This is a genomic window from Streptomyces sp. NPDC002817 (assembly GCF_053592055.1).
The window spans coordinates 98,321-124,540 of record NZ_JBSFUY010000005.1 but is presented as its reverse complement, the minus strand read 5'-3'; the positions used below and the strand labels follow the sequence as shown (position 1 = coordinate 124,540).

Genomic DNA, 26,220 nt, shown 5'->3' with positions numbered 1-26,220 from the left:
AGGGGCGCGGGGAACTGCGCGACCAGCCCCCACCAGCCCGCAGCCGACAACCGACACGCACCACCCCGAACCCCACCCAGGAGCCACCCGTGTACGAACTCAGAAGCGTCACCAAGCGCTACACCCGAGGCAGGGAAACCGTCGACGCCCTCGCCGGCGTCGACCTCACCATCGCCGACGGGGACCGCCTCGTCATCCAGGGCCCCACCGGCGGCGGCAAGTCCACCCTCCTCCAGATGCTCGGCGGTCTCGACCGCCCCACGGAAGGCGAGGTCGTCCTCGACGGCACCGACCTGGCCAGGCTCTCCGAGGCCAAGCTCACCAGGGTCCGCAGCGAGAACATCGGCTTCGTCTTCCAGTCCTTCAACCTGATCCCCACGCTCACCGCACAGGAGAACGTGGAAACCGCCCTCGTCCCCCTCGGCACCAAGGTGAAGGAACGCCGCGAACGGGCCGCCGAGGCGCTGAAGTCCGTAGGCCTCGGAGAACGCCTCGGACACCTGCCCGGCGAGATGTCCGGAGGACAGCAGCAGCGCGTCGCGATCGCCCGCGCCCTCGTCAAGAACCCCAAGGTGCTGCTCGCCGACGAACCCACCGGCAACCTCGACGAGTCGATGCGCGATGAGATCATGGACGTACTCGAACGCATGTGGAAGGAGCTCGGGCTCACTTTCATCATGGTCACGCATGATTCGTCCATCGCGAGGAAGGCCCCGCGGATCGCGACCATCCGCAAGGGCAGGATCACGGTGAAGGAGAACGCGGGCGCATGAATATGAGCAACACGTAACAGTGCCCCGCTGTGGGGTTCCTGTCTATTGAGGTGCCTGATCGCCCCCCGGCATACTGCGTGTTCCGGGGGGTGCACGCGCATGCGTGCGGGACCGCCCCCGCCCGGGTGAACGGGGAATTCACCCGGTCCTTCAGCAAGGGGGAAACTTGCGCAGACAAGTGAAAAGAGTTTGTGCTGCCACCGTGGCCACGGGAGCAGCGGTCGCCCTCGCGGCGGGCATGACCAGCCCCGCGGCGGCGGAGCCGGAGCAGCGGGCGGCAGGCTCACCGGCAGCCTCCTCCTCACTCAAGGCACACCATCGCATCACTCTGATCACGGGTGACCGGGTCGCCGTCGACGCCAAGGGACAGGTCGTCAGCGTCGAGCGGGCCAAGGGGCGGGAGCGCATACCGTTCCAGGTCCGCAAGGCCGACGGGCACACCCTGGTCATACCCGCCGACGCGGCCCAGCTGGTCGCCACCGGCAAGCTGGACCAGCGGCTCTTCGACATCACCGAGCTCAACAAGTCCGCGACCCGCAAGTCGCAGGCCAAGGGCCTGAAGGTGATCGTCGGCTACAAGGGCGCCGCGACCGCCGCGAAGGACGACGTCCGGGACGCGGGCACGCTCCGCGTGGCCCTGAAGTCGCTGAACGCGGACGCGGTGCAGACCTCGACCGCCGACGCGCCCGAGCTGTGGGACGCGGTCACCAACGGCGACAAGACGGCCTCCGGCATCGCGCACGTCTGGCTCGACGGCGTCCGCAAGGCCAGCCTCGACAAGTCCGTGCCGCAGATCGGCGCCCCCAAGGCGTGGGCCGCCGGCTACAACGGCAAGGGCGTCAAGATCGCAGTCCTGGACACCGGTGTCGATGCCACTCACCCGGACCTCAAGGACCAGGTGATCGACGCCAAGAACTTCTCCACGGCCGCCGACGCCACCGACCACTTCGGCCACGGCACGCACGTCGCGTCCATCGCGGCGGGCACCGGCGCCAAGTCGGGCGGCAAGTACAAGGGCGTGGCGCCCGGCGCCAAGCTCCTCAACGGCAAGGTCCTCGACGACAACGGCTCGGGCGACGACTCCGGCATCCTCGCCGGCATGGAGTGGGCCGTCGCGCAGGGCGCCGACGTCGTCAACCTCAGCCTCGGCGGCATGGACACCCCGGAGATCGACCCGCTGGAGGCGGCGGTCAACAAGTTCTCCGCCGAGAAGGGCACGCTCTTCGCGATCGCGGCGGGCAACTCCGGTCCGCAGACGGTCGGTTCGCCGGGCAGCGCGGACGCCGCGCTCACCGTCGGCGCCGTCGACGACAAGGACGTCCTGGCCCCCTGGTCCAGCACCGGCCCGCGGGTCGGCGACGGCGCCATCAAGCCGGACGTGACCGCGCCGGGCGTGGACATCACGGCCGCCTCGGCCAAGGGCAGCGTCATCGAGCAGGACGTCGGTGAGAAGCCGGCCGGCTATCTGACCATCTCCGGTACGTCGATGGCGACCCCGCATGTCGCGGGCGCCGCGGCGATCCTGAAGCAGCAGCACCCGGAGTGGACCTACACCGAACTCAAGGGCGCGCTGACCGCCTCCACGAAGGGCGGCAAGTACACCCCGTTCGAGCAGGGTTCGGGCCGGATCCAGGTCGACAAGGCCATCAAGCAGACCGTGATCGCCGACCCGGTGTCGGTGAGCTTCGGTACGCAGCTGTGGCCGCACACCGATGACAAGCCGGTCGCCAAGAAGCTGACGTACCGCAACCTCGGTGACAAGGACGTCACGCTGACGCTGTCGTCGAAGGCCACCAACCCCAAGGGCGCGGCGGCTCCGGCGGGCTTCTTCAAGCTCGCCAAGACGAAGGTGACGGTCCCGGCGGGCGGCACGGCCTCCGTCGACTTCACCGTCAACACCAAGCTGGGCGGCACGGTCGACGGCGCGTACTCCGCGTACGTGACCGCGACGGGCGGCGGCCAGACGGTCCGTACGGCCGCGGCCGTGCAGCGTGAGGTGGAGTCGTACGACCTCACCGTCAAGCACATCGGCAAGGACGGTCAGCCGGCCAAGGACTACAACACCGTCCTGCTCGGCTACACCGGTCTGGCCGCGAACCTCGGCTACCAGGTGACGATCGACGAGTCCGGCACCACCAAGATGCGTCTGCCCAAGGGCACGTATCTGCTGGACGCCTGGATCGCCAAGGACTGGGTGAACCTGGAGGGTGGCCTGGACTGGGTGGTCCAGCCGAAGCTGAGCGTCACCAAGAACAGCTCGGTGACGATCGACGCCCGTACCACCAAGTCGCCCGACATCACGGTGCCGGACGCCGGGGCCAAGCAGCTCTTCGGCATGGTCAGCTACTTTTACGAGTCGGCGGGCATCGGCATCGGTGTGGGGCTGCCGTCCTTCGCCGACCTGCGGATGGCACACCTCGGCGGGCAGGTCGCGACCGGTCTGAGCCAGACCTGGAGCGGTCAGTGGACCAAGGGTGACGACGCCGAGTACGACGTGGCCACCACCGCCCAGGTGAAGAAGATCCAGGGCGACAAGGTCCGCCACTTCAAGGCGTCCGAGCTCGCCACGGTGAAGAACAACCTCGGCGCGGCCGCGGCCGGCAAGACCGGTGGGCTCACCGCCTGGGGCTTCTTCCCCACGGACATCGTCATCGGTTCCCCCGTGGAGCAGTCGCTGCCGGGCACCCGCACGGTGTACTTCTCGACGTCCGACAAGATCCAGTGGACGCTGGACTTCGAGCAGTACAACGGCAAGGACGCGGACGGCTTCCCGATCACGGAGGCCTACTACACGCTGGGCGACCCGCAGACCTTCAAGGCGGGTCAGAAGTACACGAAGACCTTCAACACCGCGGTCTTCGGTCCGCACCTGAACAAGAACTACGGCGTGTTCCGTGAGGGCAACAACCTCTACGGTTACCTGCCGCTGTTCGCGGACGGCGCCACCCACGCGGGCTCGTCCGTCTTCTCCTCGGTGAAGACGGAGCTGTACCGCAACGGCACCAAGGTCGGTTCCAACACGGACCCGTTCTTCGGCGAGGAGGCCTTCAAGGTTCCCGCCGCCGACGCCGAGTACAAGCTGACGACGTCCGTGAAGCGGAGCGTCAAGGTGGCGGCGGCTTCGACGCGGATCGACGCGAGCTTCACGTTCCGCTCGAAGAAGTCCTCCGCGGACCTGGTCTCGCTGCCGGTCTCCACGGCTCGCTTCAACGCCAAGACGGGGCTCGACAGCCGCGTCAAGGCCGGCGAGACGGTGAAGATCCCGGTCGTCGTCGAGGGTGCGGCCAAGGGCTCCAACCTGAAGTCGCTGTCGGTGTACGTGTCCTACGACTACGGCAAGACCTGGAAGAAGGTCACGGTCACGGGCGGCAAGATCACCGTGAAGAACCCGGAGAAGGGGAAGGGCATCTCCTTCCACGCCAAGATCGCCGACAAGAAGGGCAACAAGTCGACGATCTCGATCTACAACGCGTACTACGGAAAGTAGTCCGCCGCAGTAGGCCATGAGCGAAAGCCCCACCGGAGGAGCAGCCTCCGGTGGGGCTTCCGTGTTTGTGTGGCCCCATGACCGCCCACACCGTGGAATACGTCCGGTACCACATCCCGGAAGACCGTTCGGCGGAGTTCCTGGCCGCCTACACCCGCGCCGCGGCCCAGCTGGCTGCGGCGCCGCAGTGCGTGGACTACGAACTGGCGCGCTGCGAGGAGGACTTCGCGCACTTCGTCCTGCGCATCACGTGGACCTCGACGGAAGACCACATCGAGGGCTTCCGCAAGTCGGAACTCTTCCCCGACTTCCTCGCCGAGATCCGTCCGTACATCGCCGACATCGAGGAGATGCGGCACTACAAGCCGACGACGGTACGCGGCGCGGGCTCGGCCGTGCCCACGCTGTACGAGTGGGCGGGCGGCGCTGAGGCCTTCGCCCGTCTGACGTCGGTCTTCTACGGCAAGGTCCTCAAGGACGACCTGCTGGCCCCGGTGTTCGACGGCCTGGCCCCCGAACACGCCGAGCACGTGTCCCTCTGGCTGGCGGAGGTCTTCGGCGGCCCGCCCGGGTACTCCGAGACCCAGGGCGGCCACGGCCACATGGTCGCCAAGCACCTGGGCCGGGGCATCACCGAGCCCCAGCGCCGCCGCTGGGTCAGCCTCATCCAGGACGCCGCCGACGAGGCCGGCCTGCCGACCGACGCCGAGTTCCGCTCGGCCTTCCTCGCCTACATCGAGTGGGGCACCCGGCTCGCCGTGTACTTCTCAGGACCCGACGCCAAGCCGCCGGCGGAGCAGCCGGTGCCGAAGTGGGGGTGGGGGGTGATGCCGCCGTACCAGGGGCGACGTAGGGTCCGCGCATGACCGCTGCCGTGACCGCCATGATCACCGCCGTGGTCGGTGTCCTCGGCACTCTCTTCGCCCCTGTCCTCAGTCAGCGGCTGACCTCGCGACAGCGGGCGGAGGAGGCCGAACTCACCGAGCGCAGGCGGCTGTTCGAGGACCGGCGGACCGCCTATACGGCGATGAACCGGGCCTCGCGTCAGTTCCACACCCTCCTCAAGGACGCCCTGCACCGGCTGCGCGACGACGTCTACACGGACCACGACCGCGAGCAGCTGGAGGAGGTGCGGCGGGAGTACCGGGACCGGTACGCCGAGGCGCAGATGGTCGTCCCGGAGCGGATCCTCCAAACCTCGCGGGCCGTGAACGAGGTGCTGGCGGGTATCGACGCCGTGGTGAAACGGCTCGACCGGGGGCGGGCCCGGGACGGGGAGAGCGCCGTGCGGGCGCTGCTCGACCTGAAGGAGGCCGAGCCCCGGCTGTCCGAGATGCGGCGGCTGATGCGCGAGGACCTCGGCGTCGCGGACTGAGGCGCCCGGTCAGGTCTGCGGGGCCGTCGAGTCCTTGCCCGCCCGGGTCGCGTCCGTGCCCCAGCTGGCCAGCAGGCGCAGGCCTTCCGCCGAGGGCGAGCCGGGTTCGGCATGGTAGGTGATCAGCATCTGTTCGCTGTCGTCGGACAGGCGGAAGGACTCGAAGGAGAGGGAGAGGTCGCCCACCAGGGGGTGACGGAAGTGCTTGACGCCGTAGCCCTTCTCCTTGACGTCATGGGTGGCCCACAGCCGTCTGAACTCCTCGCTCTTGACCGAGAGTTCACCCACCAGGGCGGACAGGCGCGGGTCGTCGGGGTGGCAGCCGGCGTCCATGCGCAGATAGCTGACGATGTCGGTCGCCTTCGATTCCCACTCCACGAACAGGTCGCGGTACTCGGGCCGCAGGAACACCATCCGGGCCCAGTTGCGGTCCTGCGGAGGCAGTTCGGACCAGTCGCCGAAGACCGCCGCGGCCATCCGGTTCCAGGCCAGGATGTCGGAGCGGCGGCCCGAGATGTAGGCCGGGACCCCGTCGATCGAGTCGAGCAGCTGGAGCAGCGCTCCGCGCACCTGCTGGGTCCGCCCGGTCTGCTTCTTCTTGTGCTGCTTCGGCTTCGCGAGATGCGTGAGATGGGCGTGCTCGGCGTCGGTCAGCCGCAGGGCACGGGAGATCGCGTCCAGGACCTCGGCCGACACGTTCCGTCCGTTGCCCTGCTCCAGGCGCGTGTAGTACGCCACGGACACCCCGGCCAGCTGCGCCAGCTCCTCGCGCCGCAGCCCCGGCACCCGCCGGTGCCGTCCGAAGTCCGGCAGCCCCACGTCCTCCGGCTTCAGCCGGGCCCGCCGGGTGCGCAGGAACTCGCTCAGCTCGGCACGCCGGTCCAGCGCGCTGCCGGAGGGCTCCTGTACGGGTTCGGGGCGTTCGTCCATGCCTCAAGTATTCACGGTCGTACGCCCATCATCCTGACCCCGCCAGTAGTAGGAACAGCGAACGTAGGCAGAGCGGTGACCTGGGTGAACACCCTCCGCTGGGGCAAGGTGGTCGCGTACCCGGTCAGAAGGCGGCCGGGTGCGACACCACTGCTAGGAGAACCCCGGCATGACCACCGTTGCTGCGTACGCCGCCCCCGCCGCGAAGGCTCCGCTGGAGCGCACCACCATCGAACGGCGCGCGGTCCGCGAGTTCGACGTCCTGATCGACATCAAGTTCGCCGGCATCTGCCACTCCGACATCCACCAGGCCCGTGAGGGCTGGGGCGAGGCCATCTTCCCGATGGTCCCCGGCCACGAGATCGCCGGCATCGTCTCCGAGGTCGGCCCCGGCGTCACCAAGTACGCCGTCGGCGACCGGGTGGGCGTCGGCTGCATGGTCGACTCCTGCCGCGAGTGCGACAACTGCAAGGCCGGCCTGGAGCAGTACTGCACCGGCGGCGGCATGACCGGCACGTACAACGCCGTCGGCAAGGACGGCGAGCCCACCTACGGCGGCTACGCCGAGAAGATCGTCGTCGACGAGAACTACGTCGTCCGCATCCCCGAGGGCCTGGGGCTCGACGAGGCCGCCCCGCTCCTGTGCGCCGGCATCACCACGTACTCCCCGCTCAAGCACTGGAACGCGGGCCCCGGCAAGAAGGTCGCGATCGTCGGCATGGGCGGCCTCGGCCACATGGGCGTCAAGATCGCGGACGCGCTGGGCGCCGAGGTCACCGTCCTGTCCCAGTCCCTGCGCAAGAAGGACGACGGCCTGAAGCTGGGCGCCGACCACTACTACGCGACCAGTGACGAGACGACCTTCAAGGAGCTCACGGGCACCTTCGATCTGATCCTCTCCACGGTCTCGGCCCCGCTGAACCTGGACGCCTACCTGTCCCTGCTGAAGACGGACGGCGCCTTCGTGAACGTCGGCGCCCCCGAGGAGCCCGTCGCGCTGAACCTGTTCTCGGTGATCGGCGGCCGCAAGACCCTCGCCGGCTCCGGCATCGGCGGCATCCAGGAGACCCAGGAGATGCTGGACTTCTGCGCCGAGCACGGCTTCGGCGCGGAGATCGAGCTGATCCGCGCCGACGAGATCAACGAGGCGTACGAGCGGGTGCTGGCGAGCGACGTCCGGTACCGCTTCGTGATCGACACGGCGACGATCTGACACCTCCCCCATGACCGAGGGCCCCGGAGCCGCACTGCTCCGGGGCCCTCACCGCTTCCCCAGCAGCCACAGCAGATACGGCCCGCCGACCAGTGCGGTGAGCGCGCCGACCGGGATCTCCAGCGGAGGCACCAGGGTGCGGGCCGTGAGATCGGCGGCGACCAGGACCACCGCGCCCGTCAACGCGGCGTTGAGCAGCGGCAGTCGGGGTGTTCGGGTGAGGCGGCGGGCCAGCTGGGGCGAGGTGAGGGCGACGAAGCCGATGGGCCCGGCCGCGCCGGTAGCCGTCGCGGCGAGCACGACCCCGAGGACGGTGAGCCCGAGCCGCACCCGGTCCACCCGCACCCCGAGCGCGGCCGCCGTGTCGGGGTCCAGCCCGAGCGGCAGCGACGCCCGGCTCGCCCACACGAGCGCGGGCAGCGAGAGCAGCAGGACGACGGCCAGTGGCCCCGCCTGCTCATAGCCCCGCCCGTTGAGGCTCCCGGTCAGCCACAGCTTGATCTGCTCGGCCGCCTCCAGCTCGCTGTCCGTGAGATACAGCTGCACCACGGCGGAGAGCGCGACCCCGATCCCGACGCCGGTGAGCACGAACCGGCTCGGCTGCATCCCGTGCCGCCAGGCGAGGACGTAGACGAGCGCGGCGGCCGCGAGCCCACCGGCGACCGCGACGACGGGCACGGCCCCGGGGGACGTGATGGTCCCGGTGGCCAGCGCGAGGACGGTCGCGGCGGCGGCTCCGTGTCCGACACCGATGACGTCGGGGCTGGCGAGGGGGTTGCGGGTGACGGTCTGCACGAGCGCCCCGGCCAGCCCCAGGGCGGCGCCGACGAGCGCGCCGAGCACGATGCGGGGTACGCGGAGCTCGGCCACGACGAGTGCGTGGGGGCCGTCCCCGGTGCGCAGTGTGTGCCAGACCTCGACGGGGGAGACGTACGTCTGGCCGAGGCAGGCGGAGGCCAGCATGACGGCGGCCAGGAGGCCGAGGAGGACCACGGCCACCACGGCGGAACGCCGATGCAGGACGAGCGAGGTGGTGGGCGTGGGGCGCAGGACGGTCCGCGTCTTCACGAGGCCGCACCCCTTCGGCGTACGAGAACCACCAGCACGGGCACTCCGACCAGCGCTGTCATGACCCCGGCCGGCACCTCCGCGGGAGCCCGCACCACCCGGCCCGCCACATCGGCACCGAGCAGCAGCACGGCCCCCAGCAGCGCCGACAGCGGCAGCACCGCCCGATGCCCGCCACGGACCAGCCGCCGGGCCAGATGAGGCACCGCGAGCCCCACGAAGGCGATGGGTCCCGCGGCGGCCACCGCGGCGGCGGTCAGCAGCGTCGCGCCGAGCGCCGCGGAACCCCGTACGAGATGCACCCGATGCCCCAGCGCCCGAGCCGTCTCGTCGCCGAGCGCCAGCGCGTCCAGTCCTCGCGCACAGGCCAGCACCAGCACGGCCCCGGCACACAGGAACGGCAGCATCCGTACGACCGTCCCGGCGTCCCGGCCGCTCAACGCGCCCACCTGCCAGAACCGGAACTGGTCGAGCGTCGCCGAACTCGACGTCAGGACCACCGTCGTCCCGCCGGCCGTCATCGCCGAGAACGCCGTCCCCGCCAGCGCCAGCTTCACCGGCGAGGCCCCGCCCCGGCCGCGCGCGGCGATGGCGTACACCAGGCACGCGGCGACGACGGCACCCGCGAAGGCGTACCGGACGTACCCCGCGAAGCCGTTCGCCAGACCGAGGGCGATGGCCAGCACGACCCCTGCCGCCGCGCCCTGGCTCAGCCCGAGGACGCCCGGGTCGGCCAGCGGGTTGCGGGTGACGCCCTGGAGCGCGGCGCCCGCGAGCCCGAGCGCGGCCCCGGCGGTGAGCCCGACCTCGGTGCGGGGCAGGCGCAGGGACCGTACGACGAGCGCGTCCGGTGAACCCCCGCCGTGCAGCAGTGCGTCGAGGACGGCCGAGGGCGGGACGGGACGGGTGCCGACGGCGAGGCTGAGCAGCACCGCGGCCGCCACCGCGAGGACGGCCGCCGGCCAGGCGAGACGTGCGGTCACTCGCCGATGTGCTCGGCGAGCTGTCGTACGACCAGACGCGCGGCGGTGGGACCGGCGTTGAGGTACCAGGGGTCGTCGTCGACCTTCACCGCGTGCCCGGCCTGGACCGCCTTCATGGACTTCCATAGCGGTCCGGCGAGGACGCTCGAGGCGTCGGTCTTCTTCGCGTCCCCCTGCACGGAGTAGAAGATCCAGTCCCCGTCGGCGGTGTCGACGCTCTCCGGCCCGATGTCCTCCGAAATGGCGTTGAACCGCTGGGACTCGGGGCGGTCGAGGCCCATGTCCACGGCGAGGGAGCCGGTGAAGGAGGAGACACCGAACATGCGGGTGCGGTCGGGGGTGAAGCGGACCATGGAGACGGTGGGGCTGGTTCCGAGTGCCGCGCCCTTCTCCTTGGCGTCGGCAACGATGTCGTCGAGCAGTTTCTGGGCCTGCCGCCCCTTGCCGACGGCCGCGCCGACGAGCAGGAGGTCGCGCTTCCAGTTGATGCCGTTGCCGGCGGTGATCACGGTGGGCGCGATCTTCGACAGCTTGGGGTAGAGGTCGCCGAGGGAGTCGTTGGCGAGGATCAGGTCCGGCTTCGCGGCCGCGAGCGACTCGAGGTTGGGGGCCTGGCGGGTGCCCGCGTCGGTCATGCCGGCGAGCTCGGCCTTGTCCTTGGGGAAGGCGTCGGCGAGGTAGTCCGGGACGAGGCCGGCGTTGTCGGCGCGGGTGGTCGCGGTGGGGACGAGGCCCAGGGACAGCAGGTCGTCGAGCTGGCCGGTGCTCAGCACGGCTATCTTCTTCGGCTCGGTCTTCAGCGTCGTCCCGCCCTTGAAGTGGGTGACCGTGCGCGGGAAGGTGCCGTCGGTGTCCTGGTCGGAGCCCATGCCGGCGGCGAGGGCGCTGGGAGCGGCGGACGGTCCTTCGGAAGCGCCCTCGGAGGCACCGATGACGTTGCTCCGGGAGCCTTCGTCCTTCTTCGCGCCCTCGTCCGTCGACGAGCAGCCGACGAGCAGCCCTCCGACGGCGACCGTGGCCAGGACGGCCCTCATTCTCACTGCGCGCACGACTTGCTCCGGCGATCTACTGGGGGGATTTGCTTAGGCAAGCCTTACCTTAAGCGGTGTCGCTGTGTGTTCCTCGCGCGGGACGAGCGCGCAATACGAGAAAAAGTCCGCCGCCGTCCGTCACATCGCCCGACGCCCGGGGTCAGTCCGGTGAAGGCAGTCGAACCTCGCGGAACTGGAGCAGACATGACGAAGACGGCACCCCTCCTGGTCACCGGCGGCACGGGCACCCTGGGCGGTCATGTGGTTCCGCTGCTGCGGGCGGCCGGTCACGAGGTGCGGGTTCTGAGCCGCGGTGCCCGCGAGGGCGGGGACGCTGTCGGGACGGTCCTGCATCTGGCGGGCGGGCCGAAGGGGGACGACGAGGTGCCCCGGAACCCGGTGCGGGCCTGCGTCGCCGCCGAGGTGCGCCATCTCGTCCACATCTCGGTCATCGGCGCCGACCGCGTCCCGCTGGCCTGGCTGCGGACCAAGCTCGACTCGGAGCGGGTCATCGCCGACTCGGGCATCCCCCGGACGACCCTGCGGGCGGCCCAGTTCCACGACCTGACCCTCACGATGATCGAGAAGATGACCAGGCTGCCGGTGCTGCCGGTGCCCGGAGGTCTGCGTCTTCAGCCGGTGGACCCGGCCGAAGTGGCGGCACGACTCGTCGAGTTGACGCTGGGCGAGCCCCAGGGGGCGGTCCCGACATCGTGGGTCCGAAGACGTACGACACCGCCGGGCTGGCCCGTCCGTACCTCGAACTCCGGGGGAGGAGGAGCCGGTTGAGGATGCCGGTGCGGATACCGGGCAAGGCCGGGAACGCGTACCGCGCGGGGGCGAACCTCACACTCCAGGGGGCGGAGACGGGGAAGCGGACCTGGGAGGAGTTTCTGGTGGGGCGCGTGGGGTGGCTCAGTCGGCGGGGGCGCGGGTCCACAGGGTCACGTCGCTGCTGGTCGCCACGGCGAGAGTGCGGCCGGAGGGGGAGAAGCCGACGGCCCGCAACTCGGAGTAGTACGCGTGGAAGATGTGCCACCACCCCTCTCCGTGCGGTGCGCGGTGCGGCATGCTGCTGCCGCAGGAGAGCAGGACCCGGTCGTGCGGCCAGTCGGGACTCACGACCTCCAGGACCCACCCGTCACCGGTGCCCGTGTGCAGCGCGCCGCCGAGGAGCCCGGCGACGTACACCCTGCGGCCGGCGATCGGCCCGAGCCCCGGGCACGACAGCCCGGGAGGCGCGTCGCGACCGCACTCCTCGGCATCGGGATCGGGGTCGCGGTCCCGGGCGATCCGCTCTCCCGTGACGGCGTCGAACAGGCCGTGCCCGTCAACGGACACGACCATCACCAGGTCACGGCCGTTCTCCGGATGCGTGGCGAAACCGATGCCGAGCAGCCCGCCGACGGGGGCGCAGTCCTCGAAGACCGGCCGCCAGGGCTCGGGGGCGGGCACGACCGGGGCGGCGAGCATACGGTCCCGCAACTCCGCCTGGTAGGCGGTCAGTCCGCCACGGCCACCGGCCTCCTCCACGTTTCGCACCCCACCATGATCCATGGTCCCTGCTTCACATCCCCCCGGGGTCGCTGGAGAGCCGGTCCCGATGCAGGTCGCGCAACCGGTCCCGTTCGGCCGCCGTGGTGAGGATGACGTCGGCGCCACCGTCGTACGGATGGTGGATACGGCGAAGTTCCGTGTCGCAGACGAACACGCCGCCCAGTGTGTCGTCCGCGACGGCGCGCAGGAGTTCGTCGAGACGGCCGGGTGCCCAGGGGTGCCGGGCGGCGTAGAGGCGTACGAAGGTGTGGACCTCCGGATCGTCGTTCTGCTGGTTCGGTTCGGTCCACCAGTGGCCGCCGCCGGGGTGCAGTGCCTCGCGTGGGCTCGCCCAGCAGTCCGGGTATGTACTCCGGATCGTGTGGGCGACGGACGGGCGCCGCTGCCGCCAGAGTTCGGTCAGTGGATGGGCGTCGGTCATGAGGGGGTCGGGCCGGCGGTCCGGCCCTCCAGCGGGAAGCGGTAGACCGTGGACTCCCGGGCCCGGAAGCCGAGTCGTTCGTAGAGGCGGTTCGCCGGGCCGCGGTCCGGGCGGGAGGTCAGGTCGACCGTGCGGGCTCCGGCCTCGTGGGCGATGCGGAGGGCCTCCTCGATGAGCAGGCCGGCGACTCCCTGGCCGCGGGCGGCGGTGTCCACGACGACGTCCTCGACGCGGGCCCGCAGACCGGACGGCAGGGGGAGCATCACGAGGGTCAGGGTGCCGACGATCCCGGCCTGGGTGCGGGCGAGGAGGACGGTGTTCGCGTCGTGCGTCAGCATGCCGTCGACGGCCTCATGGCCGAGGGGCTTCGCTGTCGACGACAGTTGGGGAAGCAGGCGGGCGAAAGCGTCGACGAATTCCTGGCTCGCCTCGCGGGCGATCTCCACACGGACGTTCATGCCGGGAGCTTCGGTCATGGGCTGACGGCTCCGCAACTTCGACGACGGTCCGCGAGGCCGACTGCGCGGTCACGGATCTTGGTTCGGGCCCTCGGGGACGGGACTGGCGTTCTACGCTGCTGATCGATGCTCCAATGGGGAGCGGGCGCGGAACGGGTGGGGACGGCGATGGTTCGGCAGTCAAGGATGGGCGTTTCTCTGGCGGTGCTCACGTTGTGTGCGACGCTCGCCGGATGCGGTTCCGATGCGGACGCCTCGGCGGACGTGGCCGTCGTGGAGGCGGAGCCGTTGAGCGCGGCGGAGCTCGAACAGGCGGTGCTCACGCAGGCGGACCTCGGCGGTTACGACATCGAGAAGACGGTGACCGACACGTCCGCGTCGCGGCGTACGGCCGATCCCGACGAATGCGCCCCCGTCGCCCGGGCGTTGGGGGGAAGCAGCGGCTTCGGCGCCGTCGCGCGCGTCGGCCGGATGATCTTCTCGAAGAAGGACAGCGCAACCGGGGCGACCATGATCCTTTCGTCGCACAGCGGTCAGGACGCCGCACGGGTGATCGCCGAACTCCGCACCGCCGCCGAGGAGTGCGAGACCTTCGAGGACGTCACGGCGGACTTCCCCTACGAGGACACCGAACTGCGGCCCGACCCCGGGTACGGCGACGAGTCCGTGTCCCTGCGGCTCACTCAGGTCGTGGCCGGCGCCGGGGGCGAGGAGCCTGTCCGGGTGCCCTTCGCGGTGGTGGCCGTCCGGCAAGGAGCCACCGTCGCCATGTTCTACGAGTCCGATCGCCCCCGTGCGTCGGGAGATTCGGGCCCGGCCGTCGTACCGGAAGCGATCGTCGAGGCGCAGCTGAAGAAGCTGCCGGCTTCCCGGTGAGCGTGGCCCCGGCACGGCGTCAGGGCACGGCCGGTCCGGTGATGAGCCGTCCCTGGACGTCGTAGGGCCAGACATTGGGGACACAGCCCTTCAGGCCCTTGATCTGCTGCATCATCGCCGGGGCGGGTTTGCCGGGGCCGGGGCAGGTGACGTGGCCGTGGCGGAGGAAGTGGCCGACCTCGTGGTTGATGATCAGGGCCCGGTAGGACCGTACGTCGTCGGCGTAGTACTGGGTGGCCAGCTCCCAGCGCCTGAGGTTGACCATGACGTTGTCGTTCACGCTGCAGTTGTACTCACCCCCGGTGTCCAGGCCCTGCGTCGCGCAGATCGTGTCGACGGTGCCCGGGGTCGCGACCTTGACGACGAAGTCGGCGGTTCCCGACGAGATCCGCTGGAACGCGGAGGTGCCGTCCGCCGTCCAGCCCCGGGGGTCGGCCAGGACACGGTCCACCTGCTCGGCCACGTCCGCGGCGGACAGATCGAGCCCCGTCTCGACCTCGACGCGGTAGCGCAGGGCCCTTCCGTTGCCGACCTTGGGGCTTCCGCCGGATGCGGTGACGAAGGTGCCGGGGCCGGTCACGGGGATGGTCGGGGTGGTGGTGCGGGACGGGGCGGGGGCGGGTTTGGCCCGCTCGGTGGAGCGCGCATCGGTCGTCGGGGTCGGTGTCGGTGTCGGTGTCGGTGTCGCTCTACGGTCGGGGGCCGTCTTCCGTCCGGTGTCCGTCCTGGCCTCCCCGTCTCCGGGCGGCGCCCACTGGGCGGCCGCGAACCCGGCGGCACCGAGGACGGTCAGGGCTACCAGACCCGCCCACACGCGTCCCGTTCCGCGCCGCCGTCCGGAGGAGGCGTGCGCGGCGCCGCGCCGGCGGCGTCGGGAACGGGAGGGTGCGGTGGTGTGGGCGGTCATGGTTGGCCAGATTGTGGCCGCCATGTGATCGGATCTGGCCCGAATGATAACGAAACGATAACGAACGATCCGTTGCGGGCTGTGTGATCATCCGGTAACAGAGTCCGGGCGCGCGCCCGACGGTCCCGATACTGAGCCCATGCCACGAGTTCTGCTGATCGAAGACGACCGCGCCGTCCGCGAAGGGGTCGCCCTGGCACTGCGCCGCCAGGGACACGACGTCGCCGCCGCCGCGACCGGCGAGGACGGGATGGCGCACCTCACGTCCTTCCGCCCCGACGTCGTGGTCCTCGACCTGATGCTGCCCGGCATGACCGGCCTGGACGTGTGCCGGGGCATCCGCTCCGTCGACCAGACCCTGCCGATCGTCATGGCGACCGCGCGGGGCGACGACGTGGACATCGTCGTCGGCCTGGAGGCGGGCGCCGACGACTACGTCGTCAAGCCGGTGCAGGCCGGTGTGCTGAACGCCCGTATCCGCGCGGTACTTCGCCGAGCGGGCGGCACCGCGACCGACGGCGGCGGCCTGCCGAGGATCGACACCCACGGCGACCTGGCCATCGACAGGGCCGGACTCACCGTCACCGTCGCGGGCACCCCGGTCGCCCTCGCCCCCTCCGAACTCCGCCTCCTCCTGACCCTCTCCGCCTCGCCCGGACAGGTCTTCAGCAGACAGCAGTTGCTGGAGGCGGTCTGGGAGCACAGCTACCACGGCGACGCCCGCCTGGTGGACGCCTGCGTGAAACGGCTGCGCGCCAAGATGGGCGATCCGCCGCGGGATCCGCGCTACATACAGACGGTGCGTGGCTTCGGGTATCGGTTCGCGGCCAAGTGAGACGTCGTACAGGAGTGCGTGGGCGTACGGGGGCGAGTGGGCGTACGAGGGTGGGGTTCCCGGCGTGGATCGCGCGCGGCGGTCTGCGGATGCGGCTGGTCGTGGCGTTCGGGCTCGTCGCCGCCCTGGCCACCATGACGACCGGCGCTCTGGCCTTCCGGGAGGCCCGCAACGGGGTCCTCAAGCAGAGCCAGGACACGGTGATCGCACAACTGCGCGCCCAAGTAGGCCGCCTGGCGCCGGACTTGACGTATCCCCCTTCCCGGCAGTCACTGCGGCAGTTCGCCGTGGACGTGGCCCGCGCCGAACCGGCGGCCACATGGCGGGTGTTGGTCCGATACGAGGGGATCTCCGAGACCTCGGTCCCGGACGACCCCTTCGGCGCGCTGACGCCGGCCGTGCGCGAGGCCGTCGACTCGAGGCAGGCCACGGTGTTCCAGCGGGTGCGCGACGATGGACGTACCTCGCTGCTCGTCGGCATGTCGGTCCTCTTCGCCGGTCCGACCGGAGGCATTCCGGTGCTGTCCGGCGTCCAGGTCTTCCTCACCGTGCCGCAGACCGGCGAACAGGCGTCCGTCGACGCCCTGGTCACCGCCGTGGAGCGGGCGATGGTTCCGGCCCTCGGGGCCGCCGTACTCCTCGCCCTGTTCGCCGCACGCGGCGTACTGCGTCCGGTCCGTGCCCTCCGCCGCGCCACCCGCAGCATCGCCGAGGGCCACCTCGACACCCGCCTCGACGTCAACGGCACCGACGAACTCGCCGACCTGTCCCACACGTTCAACGAGACCGCGGCGGCCCTGGAGCAGTCCGTCGCCGAACTGCGCGCCATGGAGGCGCGGGCCCGCCGTTTCGTGGCGGACGTCTCCCACGAACTGCGCACCCCGCTGGCCGCGATGTCGGCGGTCACCGACGTCCTCGACGAGGAGGCCGGCCACCTCGATCCCGACACGGCCACCGCGGTACGGCTGATCAGCGAGGAGACGGTCAAACTCGCCCGTCTGGTCGAGGACCTGATGGAGGTCTCCCGCTTCGACGCGGGCGCGGCGGTCCTTCACCTGGACGAGATCGACCTCGCCGAGTCGATCCGCCGCACCCTCGCCTCACGCGGCTGGTCGGACGAGGTGGAGACGGCGCTGCCGGGCCCCGACGAACTGCGCGGAAGGGTCGACCCGCGGCGGCTGGACGTGGTCGTGGCCAACCTGGTCGGGAACGCGCTGCGGCACGGTGCGCGTCCGGTGCGCATCGGATTGTCGGCGAGTGCAAGGGCTGCCGAACCGGCGGTCATCTCGGTGATCGTCGAGGTGACGGACAGCGGCCCCGGCATCCCGGCCGACGTACTGCCGTACGTCTTCGAGCGCTTCTACAAGTCGGACACCGCGCGCACCCGTACGGAGGGCAGCGGGCTGGGCCTCTCGATCACGGAGGAGAACGTACGGATGCACGGCGGGACGATCCGCGCGGCGAACCGTCCCGAGGGCGGCGCGGTCTTCACCGTAGAACTCCCGCTACGGCGGGACGAGTCGGAGGGGGGAGGTTCCTCATGAAGCCGGGGTTCCTCATGAAGCGGGCCCACGCCACCGCGCTGCTCGTCGCGGCGTCGGCCCTTCTGCTCTCCGCCTGCGACATCCCCGCGACCGGCGTGGTGGAGGCGGGCGGACCCGCGAGCGGAATCCCCCCGACCGTGCCGATCTACCTGATCCGGGACGGTGCCCTGGTCGCGGTCCCCCGCACGATCTCCTACGCCGGCGAACCCGTGGCGGCCGTCGAGTCACTCCTCAAGGGCCCGACCCCCCAGGAACGACGCAAACGCCTGACCACCGACCTGGCCCTCCAGCTCTCCGCCACCCGCCCGACCCCCTCACCCACCGAGCTGCTCCCCGAGGAGACGGTACGGCTGATGACGGAGACCGACAGGGTCTACCTCGAACTTCCGCGCTACGCAGGCAAGATGACCTCCCTCGCGGCGAACCAGGTCATCTGCACCGCCGCCCGCGCGTATCTGCTCACCCGCCCGGATCTGGACTCGACGACGGTCACGGTGACGGATGCGGCGGGCGGGACATTCGAGGGGGACGTGGAGCGCTGCCCCGAGCTGTAGCGCGGGGGCGTCCTGGCTTCATCCCCGCAGGTGGGCGAGGAGTCCGTCTCCCTCGGGAAAGGGGAGTTCCTCGGGTAGCAGCCGGGCGGCGGAGTCCAGACCGCCGCTGCGGACTCGTGCGTGTATCGCGCGGGCGAGCGGGGTGCACGTCACGGATGCCGACCGTCCACTCATCGGCGTACCGCCGAACCGCCTCACCGGAGAGGCCGAGTTGCGGGGCGCGGTGGGGCAGGGGCTGGAGACGCAGGTCCCGTTCGGGATCCCACTGCGAGTACGGTCTCCTGCCCTTCCTTGGTGGCCCGGCCGCAGCGGTACACCATCCAGAGAAGGCCGGGCTTGATCCACGTCAAGCCGCGTTCACAGACCTTTTGTTGGTGGAGCTACTGATTCCGGCAATGGCGACCAAAAGGTTGGCTGCGGCCGATGGTTGATCTCAGTGGCCGATGGAACGGAGCATTTCCTGCCTTCTGCTGCGCATCACGTTTCGGCCACACCATTATGAGGAACCATGAGTCGCTCGTGGCCTCAGAAATGGAGGCTCGTCGTGAGTAAGAGACCAAATAGGATCACTGTCCTGTCGTGCGGCACCCTGCTCGCAGCGCTCCTTCTGCCTGCGGTGTTGCTGCGCGGCCAACTCCTAGGCGCGGGTGATTCGGCGCGGCTCGCAGCCGTCCTCACGTACATCGGAGTACTGGTCACTGCATCAGTGGCGCTGATCGGGTACGGAATCAGCCTCCAGACGGAACGGCGACTGGGGAACGAACAAGATGAGCAGCAACGGCAGTTACGGCTCGACGCAGCGATGCGTGCCGGGCAGCTCGTCTCCCCACGTGATTCTGGGCCCGCGCACCCAGCAGCACTGGCCTCGGGGCTCTTGGCTCTCACAAGGCTTGATGAGTCGGAACTCGCGGTGGTTCTCCTTGTCGATCTGTGGTCCTGCGACCCGAATGGGAGCCAACCTGAGCCTCCGAGTGGAGACGAAAGGTTGCCCAGGGTCTCGCACGAAACAGCCATCCTTGTGATCGACGCGGCTCTCAGATCCGCCTCCCCCAGCGCACGACTTGTCGCCGCAGAACTGCTTTGCCGAAATGCGACCAGACTCGATACCTCCCACTCCCTGCACTGGCCCCGTGTGGTGGACGGCTACTGGGATCCAACGTTCAGCCCGAAAACGAAACTACTGATCGTCGAAGCCTTGGTGAGAATGACCATGTCAGGTCCAGCCGAGGAAGGAGCTCTGCGGTCGGTGGCAGTGCGCCTCTACGCGATCTGGGACGGGGATCCCAGCCCAGAGGTCAAAGGGTGCATCGGCAAGTTCATAGGAAAGATCATCGGGCGGTTGGACGACTTCGGAGTCAAGCAATTCGTGCACGGTCCGAAGATGGAGATGGTGACCATCGAGAACCTGCGAGCAGCTGCGAGAACCGCAGCCGACAATCCAGACGATTACCTGGCTAAGCTCTCGAACGAGCTGGGGAACGCTCTGGGTGAGTGGGCAGCCTCGTGCCAGGCGCAGATGGCCAGACCTGGAGCGCTGGCCACAGCCGCGGTCTTGACTGGGTAATGCGCAAGTGACGCGAAACCTGCACAATGCGGGCTCGGTTGGTCGGGCCGAGCGGCTTGGACCTCGAGGGCCGCGCGGAGTGGACCACTGACGAAATGATGTGCACGTACGAACCGCTGACCGTTGGCGCGGTGCTGGGCCCCGAAACGCACGGGCCGCATGTCTTCGCCGTGGTGAAGGCTCTGGCAGGCCGGTTCGGTGACGACGGCGTTCGCTTGGTCGTGGCGTTTGACTGAGCCGCCCCCTGACGGGTTCCTGTGAGCATGGATGGGGTCTATGAACGTGCCTGATGACCCACGTCCTCCGATCGCGCTTCCACGCCGCCGGGAAGCGGCCCGCGCGGGCGGCCGGCAGGCCGGGGTCAGGGGAGTACGCCTGGTAGACGGTGATCGTGGATGCCGTGTGGGTCGCGCGGATCTGGTGTCGGGGCTGTTCCGTGGCGTACGGCGTGGGGTCGGTCCGGGGGGCGGGACCAGTGGTTTTCGACCGGTCCGGACTTGTCCTGGTGAGCCATGCCGGTTCCCCGACGGGGCGCTGCGGACCGCAGGCCGATGATCACGGCTACCGGTCCGGATGCCGTTCGCCGGGTGTGGAATCGCCGGAAGCCCTCGTGCGTTGAGGTGGGTGGGTCCGGGATGCCGACGTCGTGCGAGCCGAGCAGCCCGAGTGACCGAGATGGCAGATATGGGAGGAGCGGGAATGGCTGCGCAGACGCAGAGGGCCGTGCTGGCGGGCGGATGCTTCTGGGGGATGGAGGAGCTGATCCGCCGACTTCCGGGCGTGACGGCGACCCGGGTGGGATACACCGGGGGTGACGTGCCGAACGCGACGTACCGTAACCACGGCACGCACGCGGAGGCCATCGAGATCGCCTTCGACCCCGCGAACACCGACTTCCGCGCGATCCTGGAGTTCTTCTTCCAGATCCACGACCCGAGCACCAAGAACCGGCAGGGCAACGACATCGGTCTGAGCTACCGCTCGGCGATCTACTACGTGGACGACGAGCAGAAGCGGATCGCCGAGGACACGATCGCCGACGTGGACGCCTCTGGCCTGTGGCCGGGCAAGGTCGTCACCGAGGTGGAGCCGGTGGGCCCCTTCTGGGAGGCCGAGCCCGAGCATCAGGACTACCTGCAGCGTTACCCGGACGGATACACCTGCCACTTCCCGCGCCCGGGATGGCGGCTGCCCACCCGCGCCGAGGGCTGACCGAGGGGCGGCCCGGCGGAGGCTCCACGGCCGGGCCGCGCAACGCGGTACCCCAGAGAAGAACCGTCACTCCAGAAGAAGAGTCACCTCGCGTCGCGCAGCCGCAGAAGGTACGCGGCGGTCAGCGCGACGGCACGGTCCCCGTCACCGGACAGTTCCACGAGCGCGCCCGAAGCCGTGCGCCCCGGGATGTCCGCCAGCGCCTGCGTCAGCCGGACACGTGCGGGCGCCCCGGTGGTGTCGTGGGTGAGGCGGTCGACGAGCCCGGTGGCGATCCGGTCCGCCGTCGCGGTGTCGCCCGCCAGCATGCTCAGCGCGTCCGCCGCCTCGCTGTCGTTCCGGCCCTCCACGATCAGGTCGACGAGCGCCGGGACCGCGTCGGCCGCTCCCCGCGTCCCGAGCGCCAGAGCCGCATGGCCGCGGACCACGGCATCGGGGTCCGTGAGGGCGTCCCGCAGCCGGGCGGTGGCCTCGTCGCCGGGCAGCTCGGCGAGGGACCGAACGGCACGTTCCCGCACGGCGGCCACCGGTGAGCCGAGGCCCTGAGCCAGCAGTGCCGTGCCGCCGTCGCCCGATCGCGCCAGCGCCCAGCGCAGGGCTCCGGCGACGTTCGGCTCGGTCTCCCTGAGCACCGCCTCGACCAGGGCCTCCACCGGGATCTCGTCGGCTGAGGAGAGGGCCGCGCGCTGGCGGGCGGCAGCGCTCTTCGACCCCAGCGCCTGGAGGGACACGACGATCTGGAGGACGTCCTCCCAGGCGGCGGGCTCGGCGGCGTCGATCCGGCGGAGCCGCGTCAGCAGCTCGGTCTCGGCCGCTATGCGTTCGCGCGTCTGACGGATCAGGTCGTCGACGAGCGCCGAGGGCGTGGAACCGGGATCGTCCAACGCCCGCCCGATCTCCCGCAGCGACAGCCCCAGCGACCGCAGGCTCTCGATGTGGAAGATCCGCCGGACGTCGTCGCCGGAGTACTCCCGGTAGCCGGAGCCCGTACGACCCGAGGGCCGCAGCAGTCCGAGCGACTCGTAATGCCTGAGCATGCGGGCACTGACCCCGGACCGTCGCGCCACCTCACCGATCAACACGCCCTATTGTCCCGCCCGGCCCGACCCGCCGAGGGCCACCACGCGCTTCGCCTCCTCGATCGCGAACTCGAAACCGGCGTCCGGGTCGCGCAGCAGCCGTTCCGTGGCCAGCGCGTGCGTGCGCACACCCCGGTCAGCGGCCGTCGCCGCGGCACGCAGAGCCGGCAGCACGCCCTCACCCAGCCCGACCAGCGCCCGGCTGAGACTCAGCTGCGTCTCGCGCTCCCCGCGCCCGAGCTGCGTCGCCAGTACCGCGGCCAACCCTGACTCCTCGCCTTCCGGCACGAGCACGACCGCGGCCCGCCAGGCGCTCCGTGCCACCTCGTCGTCGGCGTCGCACAGCAGCTCCCGCGTGATCGCCGGCCACGCCTGCCGGTCCCCGATCTTGGACAGCGTGTGCAACGCCTGGCTCCGTGCCTGCGCCCGCTCCGAACGGACCTCGTGGAGCAGCCCGGGGAGCGTCACGGACACCGGGTGGCGGGCGAGCGCCCACGTCAGCATGTCGCGGACGAAGAACTCGGGCTCGATCGCGCACCGCTCGATGAGCTTGCCGACGAAGCGCGGCTCGGGCGTCGCGCCGACCGCCATGGCCGCCCGCAGTCGCACGGACGAACGGTCGTCCTCCAGGCCCTGGAGAGCCCGCATCCCATCCGTGTCCTGTTCCGTCTTGGTCACCGCGACCACCTCCTCGGCAGCAGTGAAGGCCTTGTCACCGTGTCAAGGTCAAACGCTCACCGGGGGACTCCACGGCGGTGCCGTCGGCCTCACCAGCCGGCGGAGAAGGCGAGGGGCCGCACCCACCCGCGCATCCCTAGGACGGGACAGGGGCGTCGGTGTCCAACCCGTCGGTCCCCGGCCCCTCGGACGGTTCGCGGAGCTGCTCACGCACATAGTCCCAGCACACCGCGATCAGCGCGGCGACCGGCACCGCGAGCAGACTTCCCACGATGCCGGCCAGACTGCCGCCCAACGTCACCGCCAGCAGGATCACGGCCGCGTGGAGGCCGAGCCCACGACTCTGGATCATGGGCTGGAGCACGTTGCCCTCGAGCTGCTGCACCGCCACGATGATCGCCAGCACGATCAGCGCGTCCGTCAGGCCGTTGGAGACCAGCGCGATGAGAACCGCGACGAAACCGGCGAACAGGGCACCGATGATCGGCACGAACGCGGAGACGAACGTCAGCACCGCCAGGGGAAGCACGAGGGGTACGTCCAGGATCCACAACCCCAGCCCGATCAGGACGGCGTCGATCAGGCCGACGGCCGCCTGCGAACGCACGAACGAGCCCAGGGTGTTCCAGCCGCGCGCGGCCACGGTCGGGATGTCGGTGGCGAGTCGACCGGGCAGCTGCCGGGCGAGCCACGGCAGGAACCGTGGGCCGTCCTTGAGGAAGAAGAACATCAGGAAGAGGGCCAGGACGGCGGTGACCAGACCGCTCAGTACGGTGCTCACTCCCGTCACGACAGCGCCCGCCACGTTGCCCAGACTGTCCTGTGCACGGGAGACCGCGGTGTCGAAGGCCTTGTTGATCTGTGCGTCATCGATGTTCAACGGGGGCCCGGCGGCCCACTCGCGCAACTCCTGAATGCCCTTGAACACCCCGTCGCTCAGTTCCCCGGACTGCGATGCCACCGGGACCGCGATCAGCGCCACGACACCCATGGCGACCAGGAGGAACACCACCGTCACGACCGACGCGGCGAGCGCGGGCTTCCACCCGCGACGCCGCAGGAAACGAGTCGGCGGCCAGGTCAGCGTGGTCAGCAGCAGGCCGATCATGAGCGGCCAGACGACCGACCACATCCGCCCCAGAATCCACAGAGCCACGGTGAGCATCAGGAATGTGAGCAGCAACTCCCCGGAGACCCGCGCGGATGTGCGCAGCGCGGACCGGACTCGCGTGGAACTCAACGTGGCAGTCACGGAGGCACCCTATGGGGACTCAACGCCCATGGGTATCACTGCTGTCGGCTTGTATGCCTGGTTGCGCGAGGAGCGCCGGGCTGAAGCAGGAGCCCCCTGCCGGTGCGGGCGCTCAGTCGCTCATCGCTCGATGAAGCGGGGGTCCGGCCACGTCGAGATCGGCTCTTCGGAGGCCGAGTAGATCTCCAGGAGCGACAGGTAACCGTCCTTGGCGAAGACCATGACACCGGCCGAGCGCGGGTCGGTGTACCCGGCGTCCGCAGCTGGATTGTCGTGCGGCGGCGCAGGAGCCACCGCCGTACGGTCCACCTCCAGATCGACCGTCGCACAGCCGCAGCGGCACCTGCCCACCACCCGCGTATGGGGAACCTGGGCCAGCAGGGCGCCGCTCACCGGATCCGAACCGGCCAGCAGCGCCCGGAGAGTCGCCGCGACCTCCGGCGACAGCGGCTCAGCCATCTGCCCGGGCCACACCGATCGGGCACGACACCCCGGTGCCGCCGATCCCGCAGTAGCCGGCCGGGTTCTTGTCCAGGTACTGCTGGTGGTACCCCTCGGCCGCGTAGAACGTGCGCCCTGCCGCCGGCAGGATCTCCGTGGTGATCGTGCCGTGGCCCGCGCCGGTGAGGAGCTTCTGGTAGGCCTCGCGGGAGGCTTCGGCGGTGGTGGCCTGGGCGGGGGTGTGGGTGTGGATCGCGGAGCGGTACTGGGTGCCGACGTCGTTGCCCTGGCGGAAGCCCTGGGTGGGGTCGTGGGACTCCCAGAAGGTCTTCAGGAGGCGCTCGTAGGAGATGAGCGAGGGGTCGTACGCGATGCGGACGACCTCGGTGTGGCCGGTCAGGCCGGAACAGACCTCTTCGTAGGTGGGGTTCTCGGTGTGGCCGCCCTGGTAGCCGACCAGGGTGGTCCAGACACCGGCCGGGAGCTGCCAGAACTTGCGTTCGGCACCCCAGAAGCAGCCCAGAGCGAAGTCGGCGATCTCGTGGCCCTCGGGGTAGGGGCCGAGCAGCGGGGTGTCGAGGACGGTGTGGCGGTCGGGGACCGTGAACACCGGGGCGGGGCGGCCCTTCAGCGCCTGCTCGGGGGTGGGCAGGACGGGCGTACGGCCGAACAGCATGGGCGCGGGCTCCTTCTCGTCTCCTCGCCGGACCGTCCGGTGGTGGCCGGAAGCGGCATCACCCACAACGGCCCGGCGCCGCCCCGCATTCCGTCCGGGCAGGGCGACGCCGGGCCACGTGCTCCTCAGTGCGGCAGCGTCGCCGGGCTGCCGCCGTTCGCCTCGTAGCCCGCCACCGCCAGCGCCCGGTAGACCGCGAACTCGGCCGCCGGATCGGGGGACAGGGTCCACGGCAGGGCACCCACGTGGCCGTCGATGTGTATGAGCTGGTTCATGGCCTCCTGCCAGCGCTCGCCGCGGACCAGGAAGAAGACCAGCATGTGCCGCACATGCGCGAGCATCGGGTCGTCCGCGCGGGCCGAGTGCACGGCGTGCAGCGCCCCGTGCATCGCCTTGGTGACGGTCTCGCTCTGGTAGAAGCCGCTGACCAGGTTCACCTCGGGCAGGTGCTCGAAGACCGCGAACAGGGGCATGGCGGCGAGGAGGGAGCCCTGCGGGGCGCGGGCCGCGGCCGCCTCCGCGAAGGACATCGCCAGCTCACGCGAGCCGTGCCACTTCTCGCACCAGTAGTGGAGCGCCGCCAGATGCGCGCCCATGTGCGACGGGGCGCGGTCCAGGATCTTCAGCCACAGCTGCTCGAACTCCGCCCGCGGATAGGCGAGGCCACGGGCCACCGACAGCTCGACGATGTACGGGATCGGGTCACCCGGCGCCAGCAGTGCCGCCTCGCCGCACGCCGCCCTCGCCTCCTCCATGATGATCCGGAACGAGTCCGTGCCGGGCGTCGCGGTCCGCCACGCCTGCTGCACCAGGAACTCCGCGTGGATGGCCGCACCGCCCGCGTCCTTGGGCTGCTCGGCCCGCCACACCCGCAGCCACTGGCCGCCCGGCGACTCGCCCACCCCGCCCGGCCGCTGAGCCAGCTCCAGGGAGGCCGCACCCGCGAAGGCCTGCACACGCTGCCAGCGCAGCTCGCCCGCCGCCTCGGTGCCCGCCAGCAGCTGGGAGGCCGCCCGGTAGTCCTGGGTGCGCTGCACCAGGTCCAGGACGTCCAGCAGGTCCTGGTCGGGGCCGGGCATGCGGACGTCCAGCTCCTCCTGCCGTACGAAGCCGTAGTCCGCGGGGTCCGCGGCGTCCGGGTGGCCCGGCGGGACCTGCTCGATCATGCCCCGGCGGCGCCGCAGGACCGGCAGCAGCACGAAGCCGAACATGACCACCGCCATCAGGACCCAGAGAATTTCCATGCCTCAAGCGTTCCAGACACCGCCGACAATTGGCCAACCCGGTCCCCGGCCTGTGGAAAACC

At 70.4% G+C, this 26,220-nt stretch carries 24 protein-coding genes and 4 pseudogenes; 12 read left to right on the top strand and 16 right to left on the bottom strand.

Annotated elements, in window-relative coordinates; genetic code table 11:
- Positions 1 to 89 precede the first annotated feature (89 nt).
- The 4 genes from ACWD3I_RS12020 (at position 90) to ACWD3I_RS12005 (ending at position 5,635) form a co-directional block, all read left to right on the top strand.
- Positions 90 to 773, top strand: coding sequence for an ABC transporter ATP-binding protein (locus ACWD3I_RS12020; protein WP_365392072.1), 684 nt, complete (start codon positions 90 to 92; stop codon positions 771 to 773).
- 238 nt (positions 774 to 1,011) lie between these two features.
- Positions 1,012 to 4,260, top strand: coding sequence for a S8 family peptidase (locus tag ACWD3I_RS12015; RefSeq protein WP_365392556.1), 3,249 nt, complete (start codon positions 1,012 to 1,014; stop codon positions 4,258 to 4,260).
- Positions 4,261 to 4,337: 77 nt separating this feature from the next.
- On the top strand, positions 4,338 to 5,126 hold the full coding sequence (locus tag ACWD3I_RS12010; protein WP_365392070.1) for a group II truncated hemoglobin: 789 nt from the start codon (positions 4,338 to 4,340) through the stop codon (positions 5,124 to 5,126).
- Positions 5,123 to 5,635, top strand: coding sequence for a hypothetical protein (locus ACWD3I_RS12005; protein WP_365392068.1), 513 nt, complete (start codon positions 5,123 to 5,125; stop codon positions 5,633 to 5,635). Before ACWD3I_RS12010 ends, ACWD3I_RS12005 begins: the two co-directional genes overlap by 4 nt.
- Before the next feature lie 9 nt (positions 5,636 to 5,644).
- Here ACWD3I_RS12005 and ACWD3I_RS12000 read toward each other — a convergent pair whose 3' ends face one another.
- Positions 5,645 to 6,565, bottom strand: a complete 921-nt coding sequence (locus ACWD3I_RS12000) for a helix-turn-helix domain-containing protein (protein WP_365392066.1) — start codon at positions 6,563 to 6,565, stop codon at positions 5,645 to 5,647.
- Between the two features lie 169 nt (positions 6,566 to 6,734).
- On the opposite strand from ACWD3I_RS12000, the gene ACWD3I_RS11995 reads away from it, so the two are divergent.
- Positions 6,735 to 7,778 carry an NAD(P)-dependent alcohol dehydrogenase gene (locus tag ACWD3I_RS11995; protein WP_365392064.1) on the top strand — a complete coding sequence of 348 codons (1,044 nt, stop codon included), beginning with the start codon at positions 6,735 to 6,737 and terminating at the stop codon, positions 7,776 to 7,778.
- 48 nt (positions 7,779 to 7,826) lie between these two features.
- On the opposite strand, the gene ACWD3I_RS11990 is transcribed toward ACWD3I_RS11995, so the two are convergent.
- From ACWD3I_RS11990 to ACWD3I_RS11980, 3 genes are read right to left on the bottom strand one after another with little or no spacing between them, the layout of a single operon-like run.
- Positions 7,827 to 8,846, bottom strand: coding sequence for a FecCD family ABC transporter permease (locus ACWD3I_RS11990; protein ID WP_365392062.1), 1,020 nt, complete (start codon positions 8,844 to 8,846; stop codon positions 7,827 to 7,829).
- Positions 8,843 to 9,829, bottom strand: coding sequence for a FecCD family ABC transporter permease (locus ACWD3I_RS11985; protein ID WP_365392059.1), 987 nt, complete (start codon positions 9,827 to 9,829; stop codon positions 8,843 to 8,845). Before ACWD3I_RS11985 ends, ACWD3I_RS11990 begins: the two co-directional genes overlap by 4 nt.
- Entirely contained in the window at positions 9,826 to 10,863 is a 1,038-nt protein-coding gene (locus ACWD3I_RS11980; protein WP_451084082.1) for an iron-siderophore ABC transporter substrate-binding protein, read from the bottom strand. The genes ACWD3I_RS11985 and ACWD3I_RS11980 overlap by 4 nt, the downstream gene beginning before the upstream one ends.
- A gap of 201 nt (positions 10,864 to 11,064) precedes the next feature.
- Between ACWD3I_RS11980 and ACWD3I_RS11975 the strand changes: the two are divergent.
- Positions 11,065 to 11,768 (top strand): annotated as a pseudogene (locus ACWD3I_RS11975) (SDR family oxidoreductase); the annotation flags it as partial.
- Positions 11,769 to 11,775: 7 nt separating this feature from the next.
- Here the strand turns inward: ACWD3I_RS11975 and ACWD3I_RS11970 are convergent.
- The 3 genes from ACWD3I_RS11970 to ACWD3I_RS11960 are packed head-to-tail and all read right to left on the bottom strand — an operon-like array spanning position 11,776 to position 13,314.
- The gene (locus tag ACWD3I_RS11970; RefSeq protein WP_451084072.1) at positions 11,776 to 12,417 is read right to left on the bottom strand and encodes a hypothetical protein; all 642 of its coding nucleotides are present in this window, start codon (positions 12,415 to 12,417) and stop codon (positions 11,776 to 11,778) included.
- Positions 12,418 to 12,427: 10 nt separating this feature from the next.
- Entirely contained in the window at positions 12,428 to 12,838 is a 411-nt protein-coding gene (locus tag ACWD3I_RS11965; protein WP_365392055.1) for a DUF3885 domain-containing protein, read from the bottom strand.
- Positions 12,835 to 13,314, bottom strand: a complete 480-nt coding sequence (locus ACWD3I_RS11960; RefSeq protein ID WP_365392053.1) for a GNAT family N-acetyltransferase — start codon at positions 13,312 to 13,314, stop codon at positions 12,835 to 12,837. Before ACWD3I_RS11960 ends, ACWD3I_RS11965 begins: the two co-directional genes overlap by 4 nt.
- A gap of 168 nt (positions 13,315 to 13,482) precedes the next feature.
- Here ACWD3I_RS11960 and ACWD3I_RS11955 point away from each other — a divergent pair, with 168 nt between their 5' ends.
- Complete coding sequence (locus ACWD3I_RS11955) at positions 13,483 to 14,172, top strand: hypothetical protein (protein ID WP_365392051.1); 690 nt, start codon at positions 13,483 to 13,485, stop codon at positions 14,170 to 14,172.
- A gap of 19 nt (positions 14,173 to 14,191) precedes the next feature.
- Here the strand turns inward: ACWD3I_RS11955 and ACWD3I_RS11950 are convergent, their stop codons facing one another.
- Positions 14,192 to 15,079: a DUF3152 domain-containing protein gene (locus ACWD3I_RS11950; protein ID WP_365392048.1), complete on the bottom strand. Its 888-nt coding sequence runs from the start codon at positions 15,077 to 15,079 to the stop codon at positions 14,192 to 14,194.
- A gap of 139 nt (positions 15,080 to 15,218) precedes the next feature.
- Between ACWD3I_RS11950 and ACWD3I_RS11945 the strand changes: the two genes are divergently transcribed.
- The 3 genes from ACWD3I_RS11945 (at position 15,219) to ACWD3I_RS11935 (ending at position 18,012) form a co-directional block, all read left to right on the top strand.
- Positions 15,219 to 15,914 carry a response regulator transcription factor gene (locus tag ACWD3I_RS11945; protein ID WP_365392046.1) on the top strand — a complete coding sequence of 232 codons (696 nt, stop codon included), beginning with the start codon at positions 15,219 to 15,221 and terminating at the stop codon, positions 15,912 to 15,914.
- A gap of 89 nt (positions 15,915 to 16,003) precedes the next feature.
- Positions 16,004 to 17,458, top strand: a complete 1,455-nt coding sequence (locus tag ACWD3I_RS11940) for a sensor histidine kinase (RefSeq protein WP_365392552.1) — start codon at positions 16,004 to 16,006, stop codon at positions 17,456 to 17,458.
- Positions 17,455 to 18,012 (top strand): hypothetical protein, encoded by a 558-nt coding sequence (locus tag ACWD3I_RS11935; protein WP_365392044.1) that lies wholly within the window; start codon positions 17,455 to 17,457, stop codon positions 18,010 to 18,012. The genes ACWD3I_RS11940 and ACWD3I_RS11935 overlap by 4 nt, the downstream gene beginning before the upstream one ends.
- Positions 18,013 to 18,030: 18 nt before the next feature.
- Here the strand turns inward: ACWD3I_RS11935 and ACWD3I_RS11930 are convergent.
- Positions 18,031 to 18,362: pseudogene (locus ACWD3I_RS11930) on the bottom strand (DUF4291 family protein); the annotation flags it as partial.
- Positions 18,363 to 18,556: 194 nt separating this feature from the next.
- Here ACWD3I_RS11930 and ACWD3I_RS11925 point away from each other — a divergent pair.
- Positions 18,557 to 19,576 (top strand): hypothetical protein, encoded by a 1,020-nt coding sequence (locus tag ACWD3I_RS11925; protein ID WP_365392042.1) that lies wholly within the window; start codon positions 18,557 to 18,559, stop codon positions 19,574 to 19,576.
- Positions 19,577 to 19,867: 291 nt separating this feature from the next.
- Here ACWD3I_RS11925 and ACWD3I_RS11920 read toward each other — a convergent pair.
- Positions 19,868 to 20,005: pseudogene (locus ACWD3I_RS11920) on the bottom strand (DUF4291 family protein); the annotation flags it as partial.
- A 270-nt stretch (positions 20,006 to 20,275) separates the two neighbouring features.
- Between ACWD3I_RS11920 and msrA (ACWD3I_RS11915) the strand changes: the two are divergent.
- Entirely contained in the window at positions 20,276 to 20,788 is a 513-nt protein-coding gene (msrA, locus tag ACWD3I_RS11915) for a peptide-methionine (S)-S-oxide reductase MsrA (RefSeq protein ID WP_365392040.1), read from the top strand.
- Between the two features lie 83 nt (positions 20,789 to 20,871).
- Here the strand turns inward: msrA (ACWD3I_RS11915) and ACWD3I_RS11910 are convergent, their stop codons facing one another.
- The 6 genes and pseudogenes from ACWD3I_RS11910 to ACWD3I_RS11885 all read right to left on the bottom strand — a co-directional run bounded on the left by ACWD3I_RS11910 (position 20,872) and on the right by ACWD3I_RS11885 (position 26,158).
- Positions 20,872 to 21,870, bottom strand: coding sequence for a MerR family transcriptional regulator (locus ACWD3I_RS11910; RefSeq protein ID WP_365392038.1), 999 nt, complete (start codon positions 21,868 to 21,870; stop codon positions 20,872 to 20,874).
- A gap of 3 nt (positions 21,871 to 21,873) precedes the next feature.
- A pseudogene (locus ACWD3I_RS11905) lies at positions 21,874 to 22,583 on the bottom strand (HEAT repeat domain-containing protein).
- 98 nt (positions 22,584 to 22,681) lie between these two features.
- Entirely contained in the window at positions 22,682 to 23,797 is a 1,116-nt protein-coding gene (locus tag ACWD3I_RS11900; RefSeq protein ID WP_365392034.1) for an AI-2E family transporter, read from the bottom strand.
- A gap of 120 nt (positions 23,798 to 23,917) precedes the next feature.
- Complete coding sequence (locus ACWD3I_RS11895) at positions 23,918 to 24,256, bottom strand: hypothetical protein (protein ID WP_365392032.1); 339 nt, start codon at positions 24,254 to 24,256, stop codon at positions 23,918 to 23,920.
- Positions 24,249 to 24,914, bottom strand: coding sequence for a peptide-methionine (S)-S-oxide reductase MsrA (msrA, locus tag ACWD3I_RS11890; RefSeq protein WP_365392030.1), 666 nt, complete (start codon positions 24,912 to 24,914; stop codon positions 24,249 to 24,251). Before msrA (ACWD3I_RS11890) ends, ACWD3I_RS11895 begins: the two co-directional genes overlap by 8 nt.
- Positions 24,915 to 25,039: 125 nt before the next feature.
- A complete protein-coding gene (locus tag ACWD3I_RS11885) occupies positions 25,040 to 26,158 on the bottom strand; it encodes a hypothetical protein (protein WP_365392028.1) in 1,119 nt (372 codons plus the stop codon).
- Between the last annotated feature and the right edge of the window lie 62 nt (positions 26,159 to 26,220).

Bases quoted from the DNA above. Each gene is read 5' to 3' on its own strand.
- ACWD3I_RS12015 (WP_365392556.1), top strand. From the start codon at position 1,012: ATGACCAGCCCCGCGGCGGCGGAGCCGGAGCAGCGGGCGGCAGGCTCA.
- ACWD3I_RS12010 (WP_365392070.1), top strand. From the start codon at position 4,338: ATGACCGCCCACACCGTGGAATACGTCCGGTACCACATCCCGGAAGAC.
- ACWD3I_RS12005 (WP_365392068.1), top strand. From the start codon at position 5,123: ATGACCGCTGCCGTGACCGCCATGATCACCGCCGTGGTCGGTGTCCTC.
- ACWD3I_RS12000 (WP_365392066.1), bottom strand. From the start codon at position 6,565: ATGGACGAACGCCCCGAACCCGTACAGGAGCCCTCCGGCAGCGCGCTG.
- ACWD3I_RS11995 (WP_365392064.1), top strand. From the start codon at position 6,735: ATGACCACCGTTGCTGCGTACGCCGCCCCCGCCGCGAAGGCTCCGCTG.
- ACWD3I_RS11980 (WP_451084082.1), bottom strand. From the start codon at position 10,863: ATGAGGGCCGTCCTGGCCACGGTCGCCGTCGGAGGGCTGCTCGTCGGC.
- ACWD3I_RS11970 (WP_451084072.1), bottom strand. From the start codon at position 12,417: ATGGATCATGGTGGGGTGCGAAACGTGGAGGAGGCCGGTGGCCGTGGC.
- ACWD3I_RS11965 (WP_365392055.1), bottom strand. From the start codon at position 12,838: ATGACCGACGCCCATCCACTGACCGAACTCTGGCGGCAGCGGCGCCCG.
- ACWD3I_RS11960 (WP_365392053.1), bottom strand. From the start codon at position 13,314: ATGACCGAAGCTCCCGGCATGAACGTCCGTGTGGAGATCGCCCGCGAG.
- ACWD3I_RS11955 (WP_365392051.1), top strand. From the start codon at position 13,483: ATGGGCGTTTCTCTGGCGGTGCTCACGTTGTGTGCGACGCTCGCCGGA.
- ACWD3I_RS11950 (WP_365392048.1), bottom strand. From the start codon at position 15,079: ATGACCGCCCACACCACCGCACCCTCCCGTTCCCGACGCCGCCGGCGC.
- ACWD3I_RS11945 (WP_365392046.1), top strand. From the start codon at position 15,219: ATGCCACGAGTTCTGCTGATCGAAGACGACCGCGCCGTCCGCGAAGGG.
- ACWD3I_RS11940 (WP_365392552.1), top strand. From the start codon at position 16,004: ATGCGGCTGGTCGTGGCGTTCGGGCTCGTCGCCGCCCTGGCCACCATG.
- ACWD3I_RS11935 (WP_365392044.1), top strand. From the start codon at position 17,455: ATGAAGCCGGGGTTCCTCATGAAGCGGGCCCACGCCACCGCGCTGCTC.
- msrA (WP_365392040.1), top strand. From the start codon at position 20,276: ATGGCTGCGCAGACGCAGAGGGCCGTGCTGGCGGGCGGATGCTTCTGG.
- ACWD3I_RS11895 (WP_365392032.1), bottom strand. From the start codon at position 24,256: ATGGCTGAGCCGCTGTCGCCGGAGGTCGCGGCGACTCTCCGGGCGCTG.
- msrA (WP_365392030.1), bottom strand. From the start codon at position 24,914: ATGCTGTTCGGCCGTACGCCCGTCCTGCCCACCCCCGAGCAGGCGCTG.
- ACWD3I_RS11885 (WP_365392028.1), bottom strand. From the start codon at position 26,158: ATGGAAATTCTCTGGGTCCTGATGGCGGTGGTCATGTTCGGCTTCGTG.